The organism is Pseudoalteromonas sp. SG43-7 (assembly GCF_014164295.1).
Taxonomy (GTDB): domain Bacteria; phylum Pseudomonadota; class Gammaproteobacteria; order Enterobacterales; family Alteromonadaceae; genus Pseudoalteromonas; species Pseudoalteromonas rhizosphaerae.
In genome coordinates, this window is the sequence record NZ_JACJEY010000029.1 from 1 (window position 1) to 15,718 (window position 15,718).

Annotated in this window: 16 protein-coding genes; all 16 read right to left on the bottom strand. The window is 40.6% G+C overall.

The genetic code is table 11. From position 1 onward, the window contains the following. Positions 1–218: 218 nt before the first annotated feature. Positions 219–641: a F0F1 ATP synthase subunit epsilon gene (locus H5200_RS13855; RefSeq protein ID WP_145241679.1), complete on the bottom strand. Its 423-nt coding sequence runs from the start codon at positions 639–641 to the stop codon at positions 219–221. Between the two features lie 13 nt (positions 642–654). Beyond that, positions 655–2,040, bottom strand: a complete 1,386-nt coding sequence (atpD, locus tag H5200_RS13860; protein WP_145241681.1) for a F0F1 ATP synthase subunit beta — start codon at positions 2,038–2,040, stop codon at positions 655–657. 33 nt (positions 2,041–2,073) lie between these two features. Then, positions 2,074–2,934: a F0F1 ATP synthase subunit gamma gene (gene atpG / locus H5200_RS13865; protein WP_145241683.1), complete on the bottom strand. Its 861-nt coding sequence runs from the start codon at positions 2,932–2,934 to the stop codon at positions 2,074–2,076. A 60-nt stretch (positions 2,935–2,994) separates the two neighbouring features. Next, complete coding sequence (gene atpA, locus H5200_RS13870) at positions 2,995–4,536, bottom strand: F0F1 ATP synthase subunit alpha (protein ID WP_145241685.1); 1,542 nt, start codon at positions 4,534–4,536, stop codon at positions 2,995–2,997. Positions 4,537–4,550: 14 nt separating this feature from the next. Beyond that, positions 4,551–5,084: a F0F1 ATP synthase subunit delta gene (gene atpH / locus H5200_RS13875; protein ID WP_145241687.1), complete on the bottom strand. Its 534-nt coding sequence runs from the start codon at positions 5,082–5,084 to the stop codon at positions 4,551–4,553. Positions 5,085–5,099: 15 nt separating this feature from the next. Beyond that, positions 5,100–5,570 (bottom strand): F0F1 ATP synthase subunit B, encoded by a 471-nt coding sequence (gene atpF, locus H5200_RS13880; protein ID WP_145241689.1) that lies wholly within the window; start codon positions 5,568–5,570, stop codon positions 5,100–5,102. A gap of 52 nt (positions 5,571–5,622) precedes the next feature. Beyond that, on the bottom strand, positions 5,623–5,856 hold the full coding sequence (atpE, locus tag H5200_RS13885) for a F0F1 ATP synthase subunit C (protein ID WP_009838908.1): 234 nt from the start codon (positions 5,854–5,856) through the stop codon (positions 5,623–5,625). Between the two features lie 68 nt (positions 5,857–5,924). Beyond that, positions 5,925–6,767 (bottom strand): F0F1 ATP synthase subunit A, encoded by an 843-nt coding sequence (gene atpB, locus H5200_RS13890; protein ID WP_145241691.1) that lies wholly within the window; start codon positions 6,765–6,767, stop codon positions 5,925–5,927. 15 nt (positions 6,768–6,782) lie between these two features. Continuing rightward, positions 6,783–7,163 carry an ATP synthase subunit I gene (locus H5200_RS13895; protein WP_145241693.1) on the bottom strand — a complete coding sequence of 127 codons (381 nt, stop codon included), beginning with the start codon at positions 7,161–7,163 and terminating at the stop codon, positions 6,783–6,785. A gap of 142 nt (positions 7,164–7,305) precedes the next feature. After that, positions 7,306–8,223, bottom strand: a complete 918-nt coding sequence (locus H5200_RS13900; protein WP_182731923.1) for a ParB/RepB/Spo0J family partition protein — start codon at positions 8,221–8,223, stop codon at positions 7,306–7,308. 17 nt (positions 8,224–8,240) lie between these two features. After that, positions 8,241–9,026, bottom strand: a complete 786-nt coding sequence (locus H5200_RS13905) for a ParA family protein (RefSeq protein WP_145241697.1) — start codon at positions 9,024–9,026, stop codon at positions 8,241–8,243. A 14-nt stretch (positions 9,027–9,040) separates the two neighbouring features. After that, on the bottom strand, positions 9,041–9,661 hold the full coding sequence (gene rsmG, locus H5200_RS13910) for a 16S rRNA (guanine(527)-N(7))-methyltransferase RsmG (RefSeq protein WP_149983167.1): 621 nt from the start codon (positions 9,659–9,661) through the stop codon (positions 9,041–9,043). A 15-nt stretch (positions 9,662–9,676) separates the two neighbouring features. Next, positions 9,677–11,566, bottom strand: coding sequence for a tRNA uridine-5-carboxymethylaminomethyl(34) synthesis enzyme MnmG (mnmG, locus tag H5200_RS13915; RefSeq protein WP_182761690.1), 1,890 nt, complete (start codon positions 11,564–11,566; stop codon positions 9,677–9,679). A 428-nt stretch (positions 11,567–11,994) separates the two neighbouring features. After that, a complete protein-coding gene (locus tag H5200_RS13920) occupies positions 11,995–12,444 on the bottom strand; it encodes a flavodoxin domain-containing protein (protein WP_145241703.1) in 450 nt (149 codons plus the stop codon). 637 nt (positions 12,445–13,081) lie between these two features. After that, positions 13,082–13,870 (bottom strand): isocitrate lyase/phosphoenolpyruvate mutase family protein, encoded by a 789-nt coding sequence (locus H5200_RS13925; protein ID WP_182761691.1) that lies wholly within the window; start codon positions 13,868–13,870, stop codon positions 13,082–13,084. Positions 13,871–14,273: 403 nt separating this feature from the next. Next, positions 14,274–15,638, bottom strand: coding sequence for a tRNA uridine-5-carboxymethylaminomethyl(34) synthesis GTPase MnmE (gene mnmE / locus H5200_RS13930; RefSeq protein ID WP_145241707.1), 1,365 nt, complete (start codon positions 15,636–15,638; stop codon positions 14,274–14,276). Positions 15,639–15,718 lie beyond the last annotated feature (80 nt).

A 15,718-nucleotide genomic window follows, 5' to 3' on the forward strand; every position in this document is an offset into this window, starting at 1 on the left:
ATGAAGAAATAGTCGAACAGGTTTCGCAAGCGTGGAATAAATTCATTTCTGTTCCTGATACGGTTAAAAGCATATGCTCTAGAGACTGGATAAAATTGACTTAATCTTTATGCAGATTGGTATTAGAAAAATGATAGCGTTCTAATAAAATAACAATGCAGTATATTTCAAGCACAAAAAAGCCCACATAAAGTGGGCTTTTTGAAAACCAGATAGGCTTACTTTTTACGTAATTGCTGAATAACGCGTAGCTGTGCAATTGCTTCTGCAAGTTGTACTGCTGCTTGTTGATAATCTAATTCAGCGGCTGAAGAATTCGCCATTTGCGCTTCAGCTTCACGTTTAGCTGCTTCTGTTGCTTGTTCGTCAAGGTCTTCACCACGAACCGCTACATCAGCCAAAATAGTCACTATGTTCGGTTGCACTTCTAGAGTACCACCAGCAACATACATTACTTCTTCGTGACCAAATTGCTTTACTAAACGTACCATACCAGGTTTAAGGGCAGTCAATAGTGGCGCATGTCCTGGGTTTACACCTAGTTCACCTTCACTACCGCTTACTTGAATCGATTCAACCAGACCAGAGAATAACTTCCGCTCTGCGCTTACTACGTCAAGATGTACAGTCATAGCTGCCATACTACCCTCCTAATTACATGTTTTTGGCTTTTTCTTGAGCTTCTTCGATAGAGCCAACCATGTAGAACGCTTGCTCTGGCATATCATCAAATTCACCGTTTAAGATGCCTTTGAAGCCAGCAATTGTGTCTTTAAGTGACACGTATTTACCCGGTGATCCTGTGAAAACCTCTGCCACGAAGAATGGCTGAGATAGGAAACGTTGGATTTTACGTGCACGAGATACAAGTTGCTTATCTTCGTCAGAAAGCTCGTCCATACCTAGGATTGCAATGATGTCTTTAAGTTCTTTATAACGCTGAAGAACTGTCTGAACGCCACGTGCTGTATCGTAGTGCTCTTGACCAATTACTAATGGATCAAGTTGACGTGAAGATGAATCAAGTGGGTCTACCGCTGGGTAGATACCAAGTGACGCGATATCACGCGAAAGTACTACTGTTGCATCTAAGTGAGCAAACGTTGTTGCTGGAGATGGATCCGTTAAATCATCCGCAGGTACGTATACCGCTTGGATTGAAGTGATTGAACCCGTCTTAGTAGATGCGATACGCTCTTGCAGTACACCCATTTCTTCAGCAAGTGTAGGCTGGTAACCTACCGCTGATGGCATACGACCAAGAAGTGCAGATACTTCAGTACCAGCAAGTGTGTAACGGTAGATGTTATCTACGAAGAAAAGTACGTCGCGACCTTCGTCACGGAACTTTTCAGCCATAGTAAGACCTGTTAACGCTACGCGTAAACGGTTACCTGGAGGCTCATTCATCTGACCGTATACAAGCGATACTTTATCAAGTACGTTTGAATCGTTCATTTCATGGTAGAAATCGTTACCCTCACGAGTACGCTCACCAACACCGGCGAATACTGAGTAGCCGCTGTGCTCGATTGCGATGTTACGAATAAGTTCCATCATGTTTACGGTTTTACCAACACCGGCACCACCGAATAAACCAACTTTACCACCTTTAGCGAATGGACATACAAGGTCGATTACCTTGATACCAGTTTCTAAAAGTTCTACTGAACTTGATTGCTCTTCGTATGAAGGCGCTGCACGGTGAATAGACATACGGTCTTCTTCGCCGATTGGACCAGCTTCATCGATTGGCTCACCAAGTACGTTCATGATACGACCAAGCGTTGCTTTACCAACTGGAACTTGAATCGCTTCACCTGTGTTTGATACTAATGCACCACGGCGTAAACCGTCAGTAGTACCTAGTGCGATAGTACGTACCACACCGCCACCTAGCTGTTGTTGAACTTCTAGAGTCAAACCAGCTAAATCGCCATCTGTTATTTTTAACGCGTCATATACGGCTGGCACGCTGTCTTGTGAAAATTCAATATCCACAACGGCGCCGATAATTTGGACGACCTTACCTAAACTCATGTCTATTCCTCTCGTTAATCTTTGCCCGAAGCATTAAACTGCTGCTGAACCAGAACAAATCTCACTAATTTCTTGTGTGATTGCCGCTTGGCGAGCCTTGTTATAAACAAGCTGTAACTCATCCATAAGGTCGCCTGCGTTATCAGTTGCAGCTTTCATTGCAACCATACGGGCGGCCTGTTCAGAGGCAGCATTTTCAACTACACCTTGGTATACTTGAGATTCCACAAAACGAACCATTAATGTATCCAAAATTGCTTTTGGATCTGGTTCGTAAATGTAATCCCAACGGTGTGCAAGTTCTTTGCTTTCGTCTTTTGGCAAAGGCAACAACTGATCGATTGTTGGCTCTTGCTTCATGGTATTTACAAACTTGTTGTAAACCACATACAAGCGGTCTAATTTGCCTTCATTGAATGCTTCTAGCATTACTTTTACCGGACCAATTACGTCGGTAATAGAAGGCGCATCGCCTAACCCTGATTTTTTGGCAAGTACTGTTCCACCAAAACGGTTAAAGAAAGTGCCGGCTTTTGAGCCCATAACTGCGAAATCTGCAGAAACACCTTTTTCTTTCCACGCTTTGATATCTAAAGATACTTTCTTAAACTCATTAGAGTTCAAGCCACCACATAAACCACGGTCGGTAGAAATGACGATATAACCAACGCGCTTGACCTCACGCTCTTCCATATATGGATGGCGATATTCAAGGTTAGCATTAGCAACATGACCGATCACTTTGCGTAAATTTTCAGCGTACGGACGGCTTGAAGCCACTCGTTCCTGTGCCTTTTTCATTTTAGACGCAGCAACCATTTCCATAGCGCTAGTGATCTTTTGAGTATTTTTAATACTACCGATCTTGCTTTTAATCTCTTTTCCGCTGGCCATGACTCTTTCTCCGAATCAAGGTGTGCTTTAGCGAACTAAAGCGCACCATTTATAACTAAATTACCAAGTTTGCGTAGATTTAAACTTCTCTAGAAGTTCTTTAAGCTGCGCTTCGATCTCGGCATTGTAGTTACCAGTTTCATTGATTTGAGCCATAAGCTCTGCGTATGTGCTGTTTGCATAAGAAAGTAACCCAGCTTCGAAATCCATGATTTTAACGATTTCGATATCTTGAAGGTAACCTTTCTCTGCTGCAAATAACGACAAAGACATTTCAGCAACAGACATTGGCGCGTACTGTTTCTGCTTCATTAGCTCTGTTACACGCTCACCATGCTCAAGTTGAGCACGAGTTGCATCATCAAGGTCAGACGCGAACTGCGAGAACGCAGCTAATTCACGATACTGAGCTAGGGCTAGACGAATACCGCCACCTAGTTTCTTAACGATTTTAGTTTGTGCAGCACCACCAACACGCGATACCGAGATACCAGCATTTACTGCCGGACGGATACCTGAGTTGAATAAGTCAGTTTCTAAGAAGATCTGACCATCGGTGATAGAGATAACGTTAGTCGGTACGAACGCAGAAACGTCGCCGCCTTGAGTTTCAATGATTGGCAATGCCGTCAATGAACCTGTTTTACCTTTCACTTCACCATTGGTGAACTTTTCAACGTACTCAGCGTTTACACGCGATGCACGCTCAAGAAGACGAGAGTGAAGATAGAATACGTCACCTGGGTATGCTTCACGACCTGGTGGACGCTTAAGTAGCAATGAGATTTGACGGTAAGCAACTGCTTGCTTAGATAAATCATCATATACGATTAATGCGTTTTCACCACGGTCACGGAAGTATTCACCCATAGTACAGCCCGCGAACGGTGCTAAGTACTGAAGTGCCGCAGACTCAGAAGCAGATGCAACAACTACGATAGTATTTGCTAATGCACCGTGCTCTTCTAATTTACGTACTACGTTAGCAATAGTAGATGCTTTTTGACCAATCGCTACGTACACACACTTAACGCCTGTGTCTTTTTGATTGATGATTGCATCGATTGCTAGTGCAGTTTTACCTGTTTGGCGGTCACCGATCACAAGTTCACGTTGACCACGACCCACTGGGATCATCGCATCGATAGATTTATAACCAGTTTGTACTGGCTCATCTACTGATTTACGTTCGATTACACCCGGTGCAATTTTTTCTACAGGTTCAAAACCGTCGTTATCTAAAGCGCCTTTACCGTCGATAGGTGCACCTAGTGTGTTTACAACACGACCAAGTAAACCAGCACCAACAGGAACTTCTAAGATACGACCAGTTGTGTATACTTTTACGCCTTCTGTAAGGTCAGCGTATGGACCCATTACTACTGCACCAATTGAGTCACGCTCAAGGTTTAGTGCGATAGCATAACGGTTGCCTGGAAGCTCAATCATTTCACCTTGCATACAGTCAGCAAGACCGTGGATGCGAATGATACCGTCAGTAACAGATACAATTGTACCTTCGTTACGAGCTTCACTTACAACTTCGAACTTCTCAATACGTTGTTTGATCAGATCAGAAATTTCAGTGGAATTAAGTTGCATGCTCTTCTTCCCAATTACGATTGTAGTGTAGTGGCTAAACGGTTTAATTTACCGCGAACAGTGCCGTCGATTACTGTGTCTCCAGCCTTAATCATAAGGCCACCAACAAGTGATTCGTCAACACTACAATTCAGCTTAACTTTGCGTGCGAAACGTTTTTCAAGTGCCGCTACCAGTGTTTCTTGCTGCGTTGCAGCAAGGGTTGTTGCAGAGGTGATGTCAACATCAATCTCTTTATCGTAATCTGCTTTAAAAGCAGAGAACAATTGTGCAACAGCTGGTAGGGCGGTCAAACGTCCATTTTCAGCCATAACCTTTACAAGGTTTTGACCGTATTCGTTGAGTTGCTCTGCACAAACAGAAATAACAATTTCTGATTGCTTATCAGCAGAGGCGCTTCCAGTTAGGAATTGAGCGACTTGTTCATTTTTCGCCACTTCTGAAGCAAAAAACAACATATCATTCCAACTCTCAACTACGCCTTTTTCAACGGCAAATTCAAAGGCCGCTTTAGCGTATGGGCGAGCGATTGTAGTCAATTCAGACATGCTCAGACCCTCCTATTAAAGCTCAGCTACAAGTTTTTCAACAATGTCGCTGTGCGCGGCTTCATTGATTTCGCGCTCTAGAATCTTCTGTGCGCCGATAACCGCTAAAGTAGCAACTTGCTTACGCAGTTCTTCTTTAACACGGTTACGCTCGGCTTCAATTTCAGAATGACCTTGAGCAATGATGTTTTCGCGCTCGTCGTGACCACGAGATGTCTCTTCGTCTACGATTTGCGTTGCACGCTTCTTAGCTTGCTCGATGATTTCAGCAGCTTGTGATTTAGCTTCTTTAAGTTCTGCAGTTGCTTTTTTACGAGCAAGTTCAAGATCTTTTTCAGCTTTATCAGAGGCCGCTAAACCATCTTCAATTTTTTTCTGGCGAGCTTCAATAGCACCGTTAAGTGGTGGCCACACAAACTTCATGCAGAACCAAACAAAAACGATAAATGCTATTAATTCGCCGAGTAGAGTAAGGTTTAAACTCACAACCACTCCTCCTTAGTCAATAGTTGATCGCGGATAAAGTATTTTTTCAATATTAAAGTGCGAACAACATGTATAGACCAATACCTACACCGATCATCGCGATAGCATCGATAAGACCCGCTACGATGAACATTTTAACTTGTAGTTGTGGTGCAAGCTCAGGTTGACGAGCAGCAGACTCAAGGAATTTACCACCTAAGTTACCAAAACCGATAGCAGTACCTAAAGCACCAAAACCGATAAGTAACGCTACAGCGATATATTTAAGACCTAGTACGATTTCCATTGTTTTCTCCGATTAATTTTCAAAGTTTAAAGTTTAAGTAAAAAAATCTTTATTGAACTGACGTCTGATTAATGATCAGTTGACGCCATGCTCAGGTATACAATTGTTAGCATCATGAAGATGAATGCTTGCAATACGATTACGAGAATGTGGAACACAGCCCATACGAAGTGCAGTGGTAATTGGAATAAGCCAATCGCTGCAATCAGAATGAAGATCAATTCACCTGCGTATAAGTTACCAAATAAACGTAGTGCCAATGAGATTGGCTTAGCAAACAAGGTTACTAGCTCTAGTAACAAGTTTACTGGAATAAATAGTGCTTGAACCACTGGGTTCTTAACGTTAAACGGTTGTAATGTAAGTTCTTTAACAAAACCCATAACGCCTTTAACGCGAATCGAATAAAAGATGATAAGTGCGAATACACCTAAACCCATTGCTAACGTTAAGTTAAGATCGGTTGTAGGTACCACTTTCATATAAGTATGCGATTGACCGCTTGAAATAACATCCCAAGACTCACCACTAATCAATGCCGCAGCAGTTGGTAGGAAGTCAACAGGTATTAAATCCATTAAGTTCATCAAGAATACCCAGACAAAAATTGTCAGAGCAAGAGGGGCAATTAGTTTACTTTTACCGTGAAAGGTATCTTTCACGTTAGAGTCAACGAATTCTACGACCATCTCGATAAAGCACTGAAATTTACCAGGAACACCAAGCGTTGCTTTATTCGCAGCGCGCTTGAAGATCCATAGAAAGATCAATCCTAAACCGATAGACCATGCGAGGGTATCGACATTAAGTACCATCCACCAATTGTTAGGGTCGTCGGATAGACGCACCTGACCGTTGGTTAGGTGGTGCTTGATGTAACCCGTTAGAGTTAGCTCTTCACCTGCAGCCATGTTATATCCCAAAAGTTAATGATTAAAAAAAACTGGCGCGAACAATCCAACGAACATCACTAATATAAAACTACAAAAAAATGGCAAAAAGATTACCGGATACAGTTTAAATATCAGCGCAAACAAAAAGATTGTTAGCAAAAATTTTAATCCGTTGCCGCGTTTAAACGAGGCAAACACTTGTTTTGCTTTACTAGCACCCATATAACGGAATGCATAGATAACAAATACAAAATTAGGGAGCACCGCTACAGTGCCTCCAGCGATAGCTGAAAGGCCGGCATCTACTCCCCAACCAACAAAAATGATTACAGCAGCAACTAATGCTACAACACCCTGAAGACATATTAATTTTAATGCGGCAAGCCGATATGGCCTCGCTAACTTATTTGTCACGTTTAGTTAACCTTAGTGGCAATCTAATTGTCAGGGCATGAAAACTGGCGAAATTATACTGATTCCTACCAGTTTTGCAACTTGAGTCGGTGTATTGTGGTGCAAATTTGCGACGAATGTCTCTTTTTGGACATGATATTTATTAATGCTCGGAATTCTCTGCATTTATACGGCTTAAAATTCCATCTAACTCTTCTAAGTTAGTATACGAAATAACTAAGTTTCCTTTGCCTTTTTTGTTGTAGTTAATTTCAACTTTTGCACCCAAGTTTTCGGCTAATTGTTGTTCTAACTGCTTGACATCTGGATCTTTTTCGAAAGTTTCTTTTTTAGGGGCAGGTTCAATAATTGAACGAACTAATTTTTCTGTTTCGCGTACAGTTAAAGCCTTTGCTACAGCCAGTCGAGCAGCATCAGATTGTGCTTCACCTTCAAGGGCTAATAAACAACGCGCATGACCCATTTCAATATCGCCATGTTCCAACAATATTTTAACATCATCATTAAGGTTATTTAGTCGTAATAAATTAGTTACCGTCGTGCGTGATTTGCCTACGGCATCTGCCACTTGTTGGTGAGTTAATTCAAACTCAGTTAACAATCGGTGCAATGCAACCGCTTCTTCCATGGCATTTAGATCTTCGCGTTGAATATTTTCAATCAATGCGATGGCCACCGCAGCTTCATCAGGCACATCTTTAATGATACATGGTACTACGTCTAGCTTAGCTATTTGTGCAGCACGCCAGCGACGTTCACCAGCAATAATCTCATAACTGTTTTCTGCTACTGGACGAACTACAATTGGCTGAATAATCCCTTGCGATCGAATTGAGCTTGCTAGCTCTTCAAGCGCTTCTTCGGACATGTCTTTACGTGGCTGATATTTACCTGAGTGTAAAAACTCAATCGGTAGCTTTTGCAATTCACTACTGGTTGGCTGAATAATTACATCCTGCTCACTCACGTTGGGTTGTTCAGTGCGGGCACTCGGTGCTGGTTTTGACGAGCTTAATAAAGCATCGAGTCCTCGGCCTAAACCGCGTTTTTTAGCAGACATGTTCTTTTTACCTCAAGTTAGGCGACGATTGGGGATATTTTTTCTTTTCTGCGTAACATTTCACCGGCAAGTGCTAAATACGCTTTAGCGCCACTTGATGCCCGGTCATAATACATTGCGGGTGCACCAAAACTCGGCGCTTCAGCTAAACGTACATTACGTGGGATCACGGTGCGGTATACTTTATCGCCAAAATGTTGTTTAAGCTGCTCAGATACATCATTGGCCAAACGATTACGCGGATCGTACATAGTACGTAAAATCCCTTCAATCTGTAGTTTTGGATTAACTAACTTGGCTAATTGCGTAATTGTGTCCATTAATGCGGTTAAACCTTCAAGCGCATAATATTCACATTGCATAGGCACTAAAATTGAATCCGCGGCCGCCATTGCATTCACCGTAAGCATGTTCAGTGATGGTGGGCAGTCGATAAAAATAAATTCATATTGATCAGATATTTTTTCAAGCGCATTGCGTAGTCGTACTTCTCGAGCATAAAGCTCCATCAGTTTAACTTCGGCGGCGGTAACATCACCATTGGCAGCAATTAAATGATATTCACCAGAGGTTTCTTTAGTAACAACTTCTTCAATTGGTTTATCTTCGATTAATAAATCATAAATTGTTGCCACATCGCCGTATTTGTCTACGCCGCTACCCATGGTTGCATTGCCTTGCGGATCGAGATCAATAAGCAACACTTTACGTTTAGTTGCAGCCATTGATGCCGCGAGATTAACTGCTGTGGTGGTTTTACCCACACCACCTTTTTGGTTTGCTATTGCGATGACTTTTGCCACAGTATCTCTGATCCCTAGTCTTTAGAAAGAATAATTAAATGTCTTTGCGCATCTAATTTTGGTACTTCCAAGGTGATTTTTTGCTCGAACTTAACACCTGCTGGTAAAGATTCTAGCTCTTCACTTGGAAATACGCCTTTTAAGGCAATAAACTTACCTGAATGATCAATCAAGTGCGAACACCAGTCAACCATATCTTGTAAAGATGCAAAAGCACGACTCAATACACCATCTAATTTAACACTTGGTTGATAATCTTCAACTCTAGACTGCACTGGGGTTACATTTTTCAGACCTAGCTCATGTTTTACCTGCATTAAAAAACGCACGCGTTTACCTAAACTATCTAATAAAATAAATTGTGTCTCAGGTAATGCAATAGCTAATACGATACCCGGAAGACCAGGACCCGTACCAACATCAATATAATGATGACCGGGTAGGTGAGGTGCAACAACTAAGCTATCCATAATATGCTTAATCATCATATCCTCAGGTAAACGCACTGAGGTTAAATTATAAGCTTTGTTCCATTTGTTGAGTAACTCAACATATTGAACCAATTGTTGCTGCTGTTTTTCAGTTAGCGCAATATCAGTTTGCGCTAACAAAGTAGTTAATTGTTGCTGTAACACAGTATTCCTTAATGACTACGCAATTTTACGTAGTAAGCCTTGCTTCTTCAGATAAACTAATAATAGCGAAATAGCAGCAGGCGTGATACCTGAAATACGTGATGCTTGACCGATTGTATCAGGACGCGCCTCAGTTAATTTAGCAACCACTTCATTTGATAGACCCGATACGATCGAGTAATCATAATCTTTAGGCAAAATAGTTAACTCATGACGAAGTTGCTTATTGATCTCTTCTTGCTGACGAGCAATATAACCTGCGTACTTAGTGTGGATCTCAACTTGCTCTAACGCTGTTGCATGATCAAACTCAGATCCTAACCCTTCGATCGCCATTAGATCGTTATAACGGATCTCAGGGCGACGTAATAATTCTTCTAAACTTGCTTCTCGGGTTAATGGTGTTTTAAGTAAGCCATTAACTTGATCAATTACAGCGTGATCTTTATGGATCCAAGTTTCTTTGATCCGTTGAGATTCTTTTGCAATGATATCCATTTTTTCATTAAATGCTTGCCAGCGTTCATCGTTAACTAAACCAAGTTCACGACCTTTTGCTGTTAAACGAATATCAGCGTTGTCTTCACGTAGTAACAAACGGTATTCAGCACGACTAGTAAACATACGGTACGGTTCTTTGGTACCTAGTGTAGTTAAATCGTCGATTAATACACCGACATAAGCTTCATCACGGCGCGGTGTCCAAGGCTCTTTACCTTGTACTTGCAATGCTGCATTCATACCGGCAATTAAGCCTTGTGCACCGGCTTCTTCATAGCCTGTAGTGCCATTGATCTGTCCAGCAAAGAACAAACCATCAATAAATTTGGTCTCTAATGATTTCTTTAAATCGCGTGGATCAAAAAAGTCGTACTCGATAGCATAGCCTGGACGGCAAATATGTGCATTTTCAAAGCCAGTGATTGATTGCACAATCTCTAATTGCACATCAAATGGCAAACTAGTTGAAATACCATTTGGATAAAGCTCATAAGATGTTAGGCCTTCAGGCTCAACAAAAATTTGATGTTTGTCTTTATCTGCAAAACGAACAATTTTATCTTCAATAGAAGGACAGTAACGTGGACCAATCCCTTCAATAACACCTGAGTACATAGGTGAACGATGTAAATTATTGCGGATCACATCATGAGTTTTTTCATTGGTGTATGTGATGAAGCAAGAAATTTGTTGTGGATGATCTAATTGCTTACCCATAAATGAAAACACCGGTGTTATAGCATCACCAGGTTGTTGTTCCATTTTACTAAAATCAACTGTACGGGCATCAATACGTGGTGGCGTTCCAGTTTTTAAGCGATCAACACGAAATGGTAATTCACGTATACGATTTGCTAATGCAATTGAAGGTGGATCACCAGCGCGACCACCTTTGAAGTTTTCTAAGCCTATGTGAATTTGGCCACCAAGGAAAGTGCCTACGGTTAATACTACTGAAGGTGCGCTAAAACGCAGTCCCATTTGAGTAACAACACCTGTTACTTTATTATTTTCAACAATCAGATCATCACATGATTGCTGAAAGATCTTCAGGTTATCTTGGTGTTGTAAAATATCTTGAATAGCAGCTTTATATAAAGCGCGATCTGCTTGTGCACGAGTAGCTCTTACTGCAGGTCCCTTTGAAGAATTTAAAGTACGGAATTGGATACCGCCTTTATCAATTGCTTGGGCCATTGCACCACCTAGTGCATCAATTTCTTTAACCAAATGACCTTTGCCAATACCACCAATTGCTGGATTACATGACATCTGACCAAGGGTATCCATATTATGAGTCAGCAGTAGGGTATTCATACCCATACGTGCAGCAGCTAACGCAGCTTCTGTACCTGCATGTCCACCACCAACAACAATAACATCAAAATTTTCGTGAAAAATCATTTCGGGATCCTACTTAATCAACCAGCAAACTTTCAAGGGGGAGCGTATTCTACCTATAAATTTACAGAAGATAAATGATTAAACTGTGGCCAAGATCTAAGTAAATGATCTCTAATAATATAAAGGATCTTTTAAAGAGATCTTTTATTACTGTTACTACTACTGAGCATGATTTCTGTTGATAAGGTTTAGTTTACTTATTAAAACATAAAGTTAGATCGGATCTAAAGGTGTTAATATGATCGGATCTAACTGATTATAAGCTCTGATCAAAAAGGCTCTTTATGCACAGGGGGTATTGGATCAGATCTTATCCAATGGATAACATAGTCTTAAAACGCAGTTAGATCATAGCTTATCCACAATCTGATCTAAATACTCAGTAAATTGTGGGTAACTTTAAATTTGGATCTAAACTGTGATCTTAATTAAATACGGTTTATTTGCTCGATCCAGCTTGGTAACCAAGCTAATGCGGTGTCTTCTGGTAGTTCTTCATCAAGAATATTCAACTCTAAGCGCTCTGCTATACAGTGCGCGCCTTTACTTACTAAAAGTTGTTCTAGATTACGGCCTGCGAGGTTATAGGTATCATAACTGGTGTCACCTAAACCAATAACACTAAACTTTAATCCTTTTAAATCATTAACTTGATTAATATCTTCAACAAAGGATAAAAGGTTCTCAGGATAATCACCAGCACCATAAGTAGAAGTACACAATAACCAGATAGTATTTTCTTGGTTTATCTGTGAAAAGTTAGGTTGATCATGAACTTCTGTAGTGATCCCTTGAGTAACTAACTGCTCTGCTAGTTGCTCACCTACATACTCAGCAGATCCCATTTGGCTGCCTATAATGATATTAACGGAGTTCATAATTCTATTTGATCACACAACGGCTTACTTATAGGCTTATGATAACTGAGTTTACTCAGCAGTAAAGCCTTGAATGGAAGTTTGTATAAGTATTTAAGGTACAATTTTTGATGTTTTTTATTTTAAATTCGTAATCATTTGATATGTATAAATAAAATAAATTATTCCAATATGTAATCTTCTGATCAAGCTGTTGATAAAAAGTGGGAAAGCTGGGTAGTAAAAACATAAGATCTTATTTTTATTTTACTAAGCTATTGATTTTATGTTTTATGAGTGGTGAATTTTCGTTTCATTAAGAGTTTTAAAACGAGTGATCAGAATGTGGATAGATCGCCTGTTGATAACGATCGTTTTGGCTATAAATTAATTTATGAAATGCCAAAAAATATTTCAAGTAGGGTGCTAAATAAGTAATTAATGGCAATTAAAGTTGATTTAGTGGGTTTATTGCTCGATTTATACTGTTTGAGCTAATAAATTGAGTACTTTTTATATGCCTCTAAGTTAAAAATGATCAAAAAAGCCCAAATTGTGGATAACAATTTGAGCTTGTGCTGATCAATTTCTAAATTAGTTGCTATTTTTATCACTAATTATGATTTTAATTTTGTATAAATAGCTTTTAAAACTCCGATTAGAATAAATGATCGCTACTTTTTGTGCTATTTAAAGTACTGCTAGCGGTAAAAATATAGGCTTTTGTGGCATCAAATAGTGCATTGCCAAGCGTATATCTTTGTACGCCATGTGCAAATAATGAGCTGCTATTACTACTATTATCGCAAAGAAAATCACTTTTTAATGGCTGTGCCATCACGTTAAGTGGCACCTTAAGTGTCGTTGTTATTTGCTTTATTGCTGTTAAATCGGATAATCCAGGGATAAAAATACCATCAACGCCAGCGTCTTGATAAGCCAAAGATCGAGTTATTACATGTTCAAGAGAAGCCATATTTTGGCTGTAGCAATCAGTTCTAGCATTGATAAATAGCTGTGAAAAACCATACTTTTTAAGAGTGTTTTTAATCGCTTTAAGGATCTCTACTTGGTGTTCTAGGGAGCGTAACTGAGCTGTTTTTTTATCTGAATCCTCAATATTAATACCGACAGCACCTAATTTGGCTACGGCCAAAACATGCTGACAAATAGTGTTTACGTCATTACTGTAACCTGATTCAATATCCACGGAAACAGCAATATTAACAGCATCGATTATTGGTTTTAGCTGACTTATAAACTCCTCAAATGAGCATTGTTCGCCATCTTCTTGACCTCTAGATTGGGCCATCCCCCAACTTGTTGTGGCGATAGCAGCAAAACCAGCATCAGCTAATATACGAGCGCTTAATGGATCCCACGCATTTGGTAATAAAAATAATTGGTCTTGTTTATGTAATTGATGAAAGGTTTGGTATTTATTCATAATGATCTCAAAAGTGAATTTCATTATGACTATAAAAAGATTACGGTGACTACGCTGGCCAAGTTCGGCACTGAACGTAAATTTTAAGCTCGTTGTAAAAACCTAAAAGGCAGTGATAGCGACGGATAATTTAGAGCGGTTGGTTAAATAACGACTTGTATTTTTTATTGAATACAGCTAATACCAATCGTGTAAAGTTACTGACCATTTATAGCGACAGATAAATACAGTGATAACAAGGCGTAAATTTTGACATGTAGTTGTTCTAATTGAAAAAATTATAACGCAGTTAGCGCTTTATGTAGCTCGCTAGAATGGTTAAATATTTAAGTCGATTGGTATAATAATATACTGGTTTTTGAAGGGGATTAAGAGTGCTTATATAAGCACCCTTAGTTTTTAATTATTTACCGATACAAAATGAGCTGAAAATTTTGCCAAGTAGATCGTCAGAGGTAAATTCACCGGTGATCTCGTTTAAGTAGTTTTGTGTTAAACGTAGTTCTTCAGCTAGGATCTCACCGGCAATATGCATCTCTAATTGGTCTTTGCCAGTTTGTAAATGATGAGCTGCGCTATCGAGTGCATCCAAGTGACGACGACGGGCCATAAAGCCGCCTTCGGTAGCTCCCTGAAAACCTATACATGCCTTTAAGTGAGTACGAACTAACTCTATACCATCAGCATTTTTAGCACTTAAGCTGATCACTGGATATTGCTGGTTTTCGCTCATACCGACTTCGTCACCCGATAAATCGGCTTTATTTCGGATCACGGTTACGCCCATACCGGCAGGTAGTTTGGCCATAAACTCTGGCCAAATAGCATGTGGGTCAGTGTCTTTGGTATCAGTGCCATCAAGCATAAACAACACGCGGTCGGCTTGTTTTATTTCATCCCATGCGCGTTCAATGCCTATTTGCTCAACGCGGTCTGGGCTTTCGCGCAGGCCTGCAGTATCTATAATATGTAGCGGCATGCCATCAATGTGAATGTGTTCTCGTAGTACGTCACGGGTGGTGCCGGCAATTTCAGTAACAATAGCGGCTTCACGCCCTGCAAGTGCATTTAGTAAACTAGATTTGCCTGCGTTAGGGCGCCCAGCAATCACCACGCGCATACCTTCACGCATAATGCTGCCTTGTTTTGCTTGATTGGTCACATTGCTTAGCTGGGTGATAATGGCATTTAGATCACCAGAGACTTTACCGTCAGATAAAAAGTCTATTTCCTCATCGGGAAAATCAATGGCCGCTTCAACGTACATACGCAAGTGAATGACTTTTTCAACTAAGGTATCAATGTGCTTAGAGAACTCGCCCTGGAGTGATTGTAAGGCGCTTTTGGCTGCTTGTTCTGAAGTGGCATTAATTAAGTCAGCAATTGCTTCTGCTTGGGTTAAGTCCATTTTGTCGTTCATAAAGGCGCGCTCAGAAAACTCGCCTGGCTTTGCTAATCGTACACCTTCAATTTGGCTAATTTCTTTAAGTAGCATATCCAGTACTACAGGACCGCCATGGCCTTGTAGTTCAAGTACATCTTCGCCAGTGAAAGAGTTTGGCCCGGCAAAATAAATAGCAATACCTTGATCAAGTTGCTCGCCAGCAAGACTGTTAAATGGCACGTAATCGGCGTAACGCACCTTAGGGCAACGACCAATAATCTGTTCGGCGACGGTTTTTACTAAACTGCCAGAAACGCGAATAATACCAACGCCACCACGACCAGGTGCGGTTGCTTGTGCTGCAATTGTGTCTTGATTGATCATGCTAATAGTTTGCCAACTTAAAGAGTAATGGTATGGGCGTATTGTAACCTATGCAGTTATGACTGGCGAATAGCGGGCAA

Excerpts from the sequence above, each read along its gene's own strand:
- H5200_RS13855 (WP_145241679.1), bottom strand. The coding sequence starts at position 641 with ATGGCAGCTATGACTGTACATCTTGACGTAGTAAGCGCAGAGCGGAAG.
- H5200_RS13920 (WP_145241703.1), bottom strand. The coding sequence starts at position 12,444 with ATGAACTCCGTTAATATCATTATAGGCAGCCAAATGGGATCTGCTGAG.
- atpB (WP_145241691.1), bottom strand. The coding sequence starts at position 6,767 with ATGGCTGCAGGTGAAGAGCTAACTCTAACGGGTTACATCAAGCACCAC.
- H5200_RS13925 (WP_182761691.1), bottom strand. The coding sequence starts at position 13,870 with ATGAATAAATACCAAACCTTTCATCAATTACATAAACAAGACCAATTA.
- H5200_RS13900 (WP_182731923.1), bottom strand. The coding sequence starts at position 8,223 with ATGTCTGCTAAAAAACGCGGTTTAGGCCGAGGACTCGATGCTTTATTA.
- mnmG (WP_182761690.1), bottom strand. The coding sequence starts at position 11,566 with ATGATTTTTCACGAAAATTTTGATGTTATTGTTGTTGGTGGTGGACAT.
- atpH (WP_145241687.1), bottom strand. The coding sequence starts at position 5,084 with ATGTCTGAATTGACTACAATCGCTCGCCCATACGCTAAAGCGGCCTTT.
- atpA (WP_145241685.1), bottom strand. The coding sequence starts at position 4,536 with ATGCAACTTAATTCCACTGAAATTTCTGATCTGATCAAACAACGTATT.
- atpD (WP_145241681.1), bottom strand. The coding sequence starts at position 2,040 with ATGAGTTTAGGTAAGGTCGTCCAAATTATCGGCGCCGTTGTGGATATT.
- atpG (WP_145241683.1), bottom strand. The coding sequence starts at position 2,934 with ATGGCCAGCGGAAAAGAGATTAAAAGCAAGATCGGTAGTATTAAAAAT.
- mnmE (WP_145241707.1), bottom strand. The coding sequence starts at position 15,638 with ATGATCAATCAAGACACAATTGCAGCACAAGCAACCGCACCTGGTCGT.
- atpE (WP_009838908.1), bottom strand. The coding sequence starts at position 5,856 with ATGGAAATCGTACTAGGTCTTAAATATATCGCTGTAGCGTTACTTATC.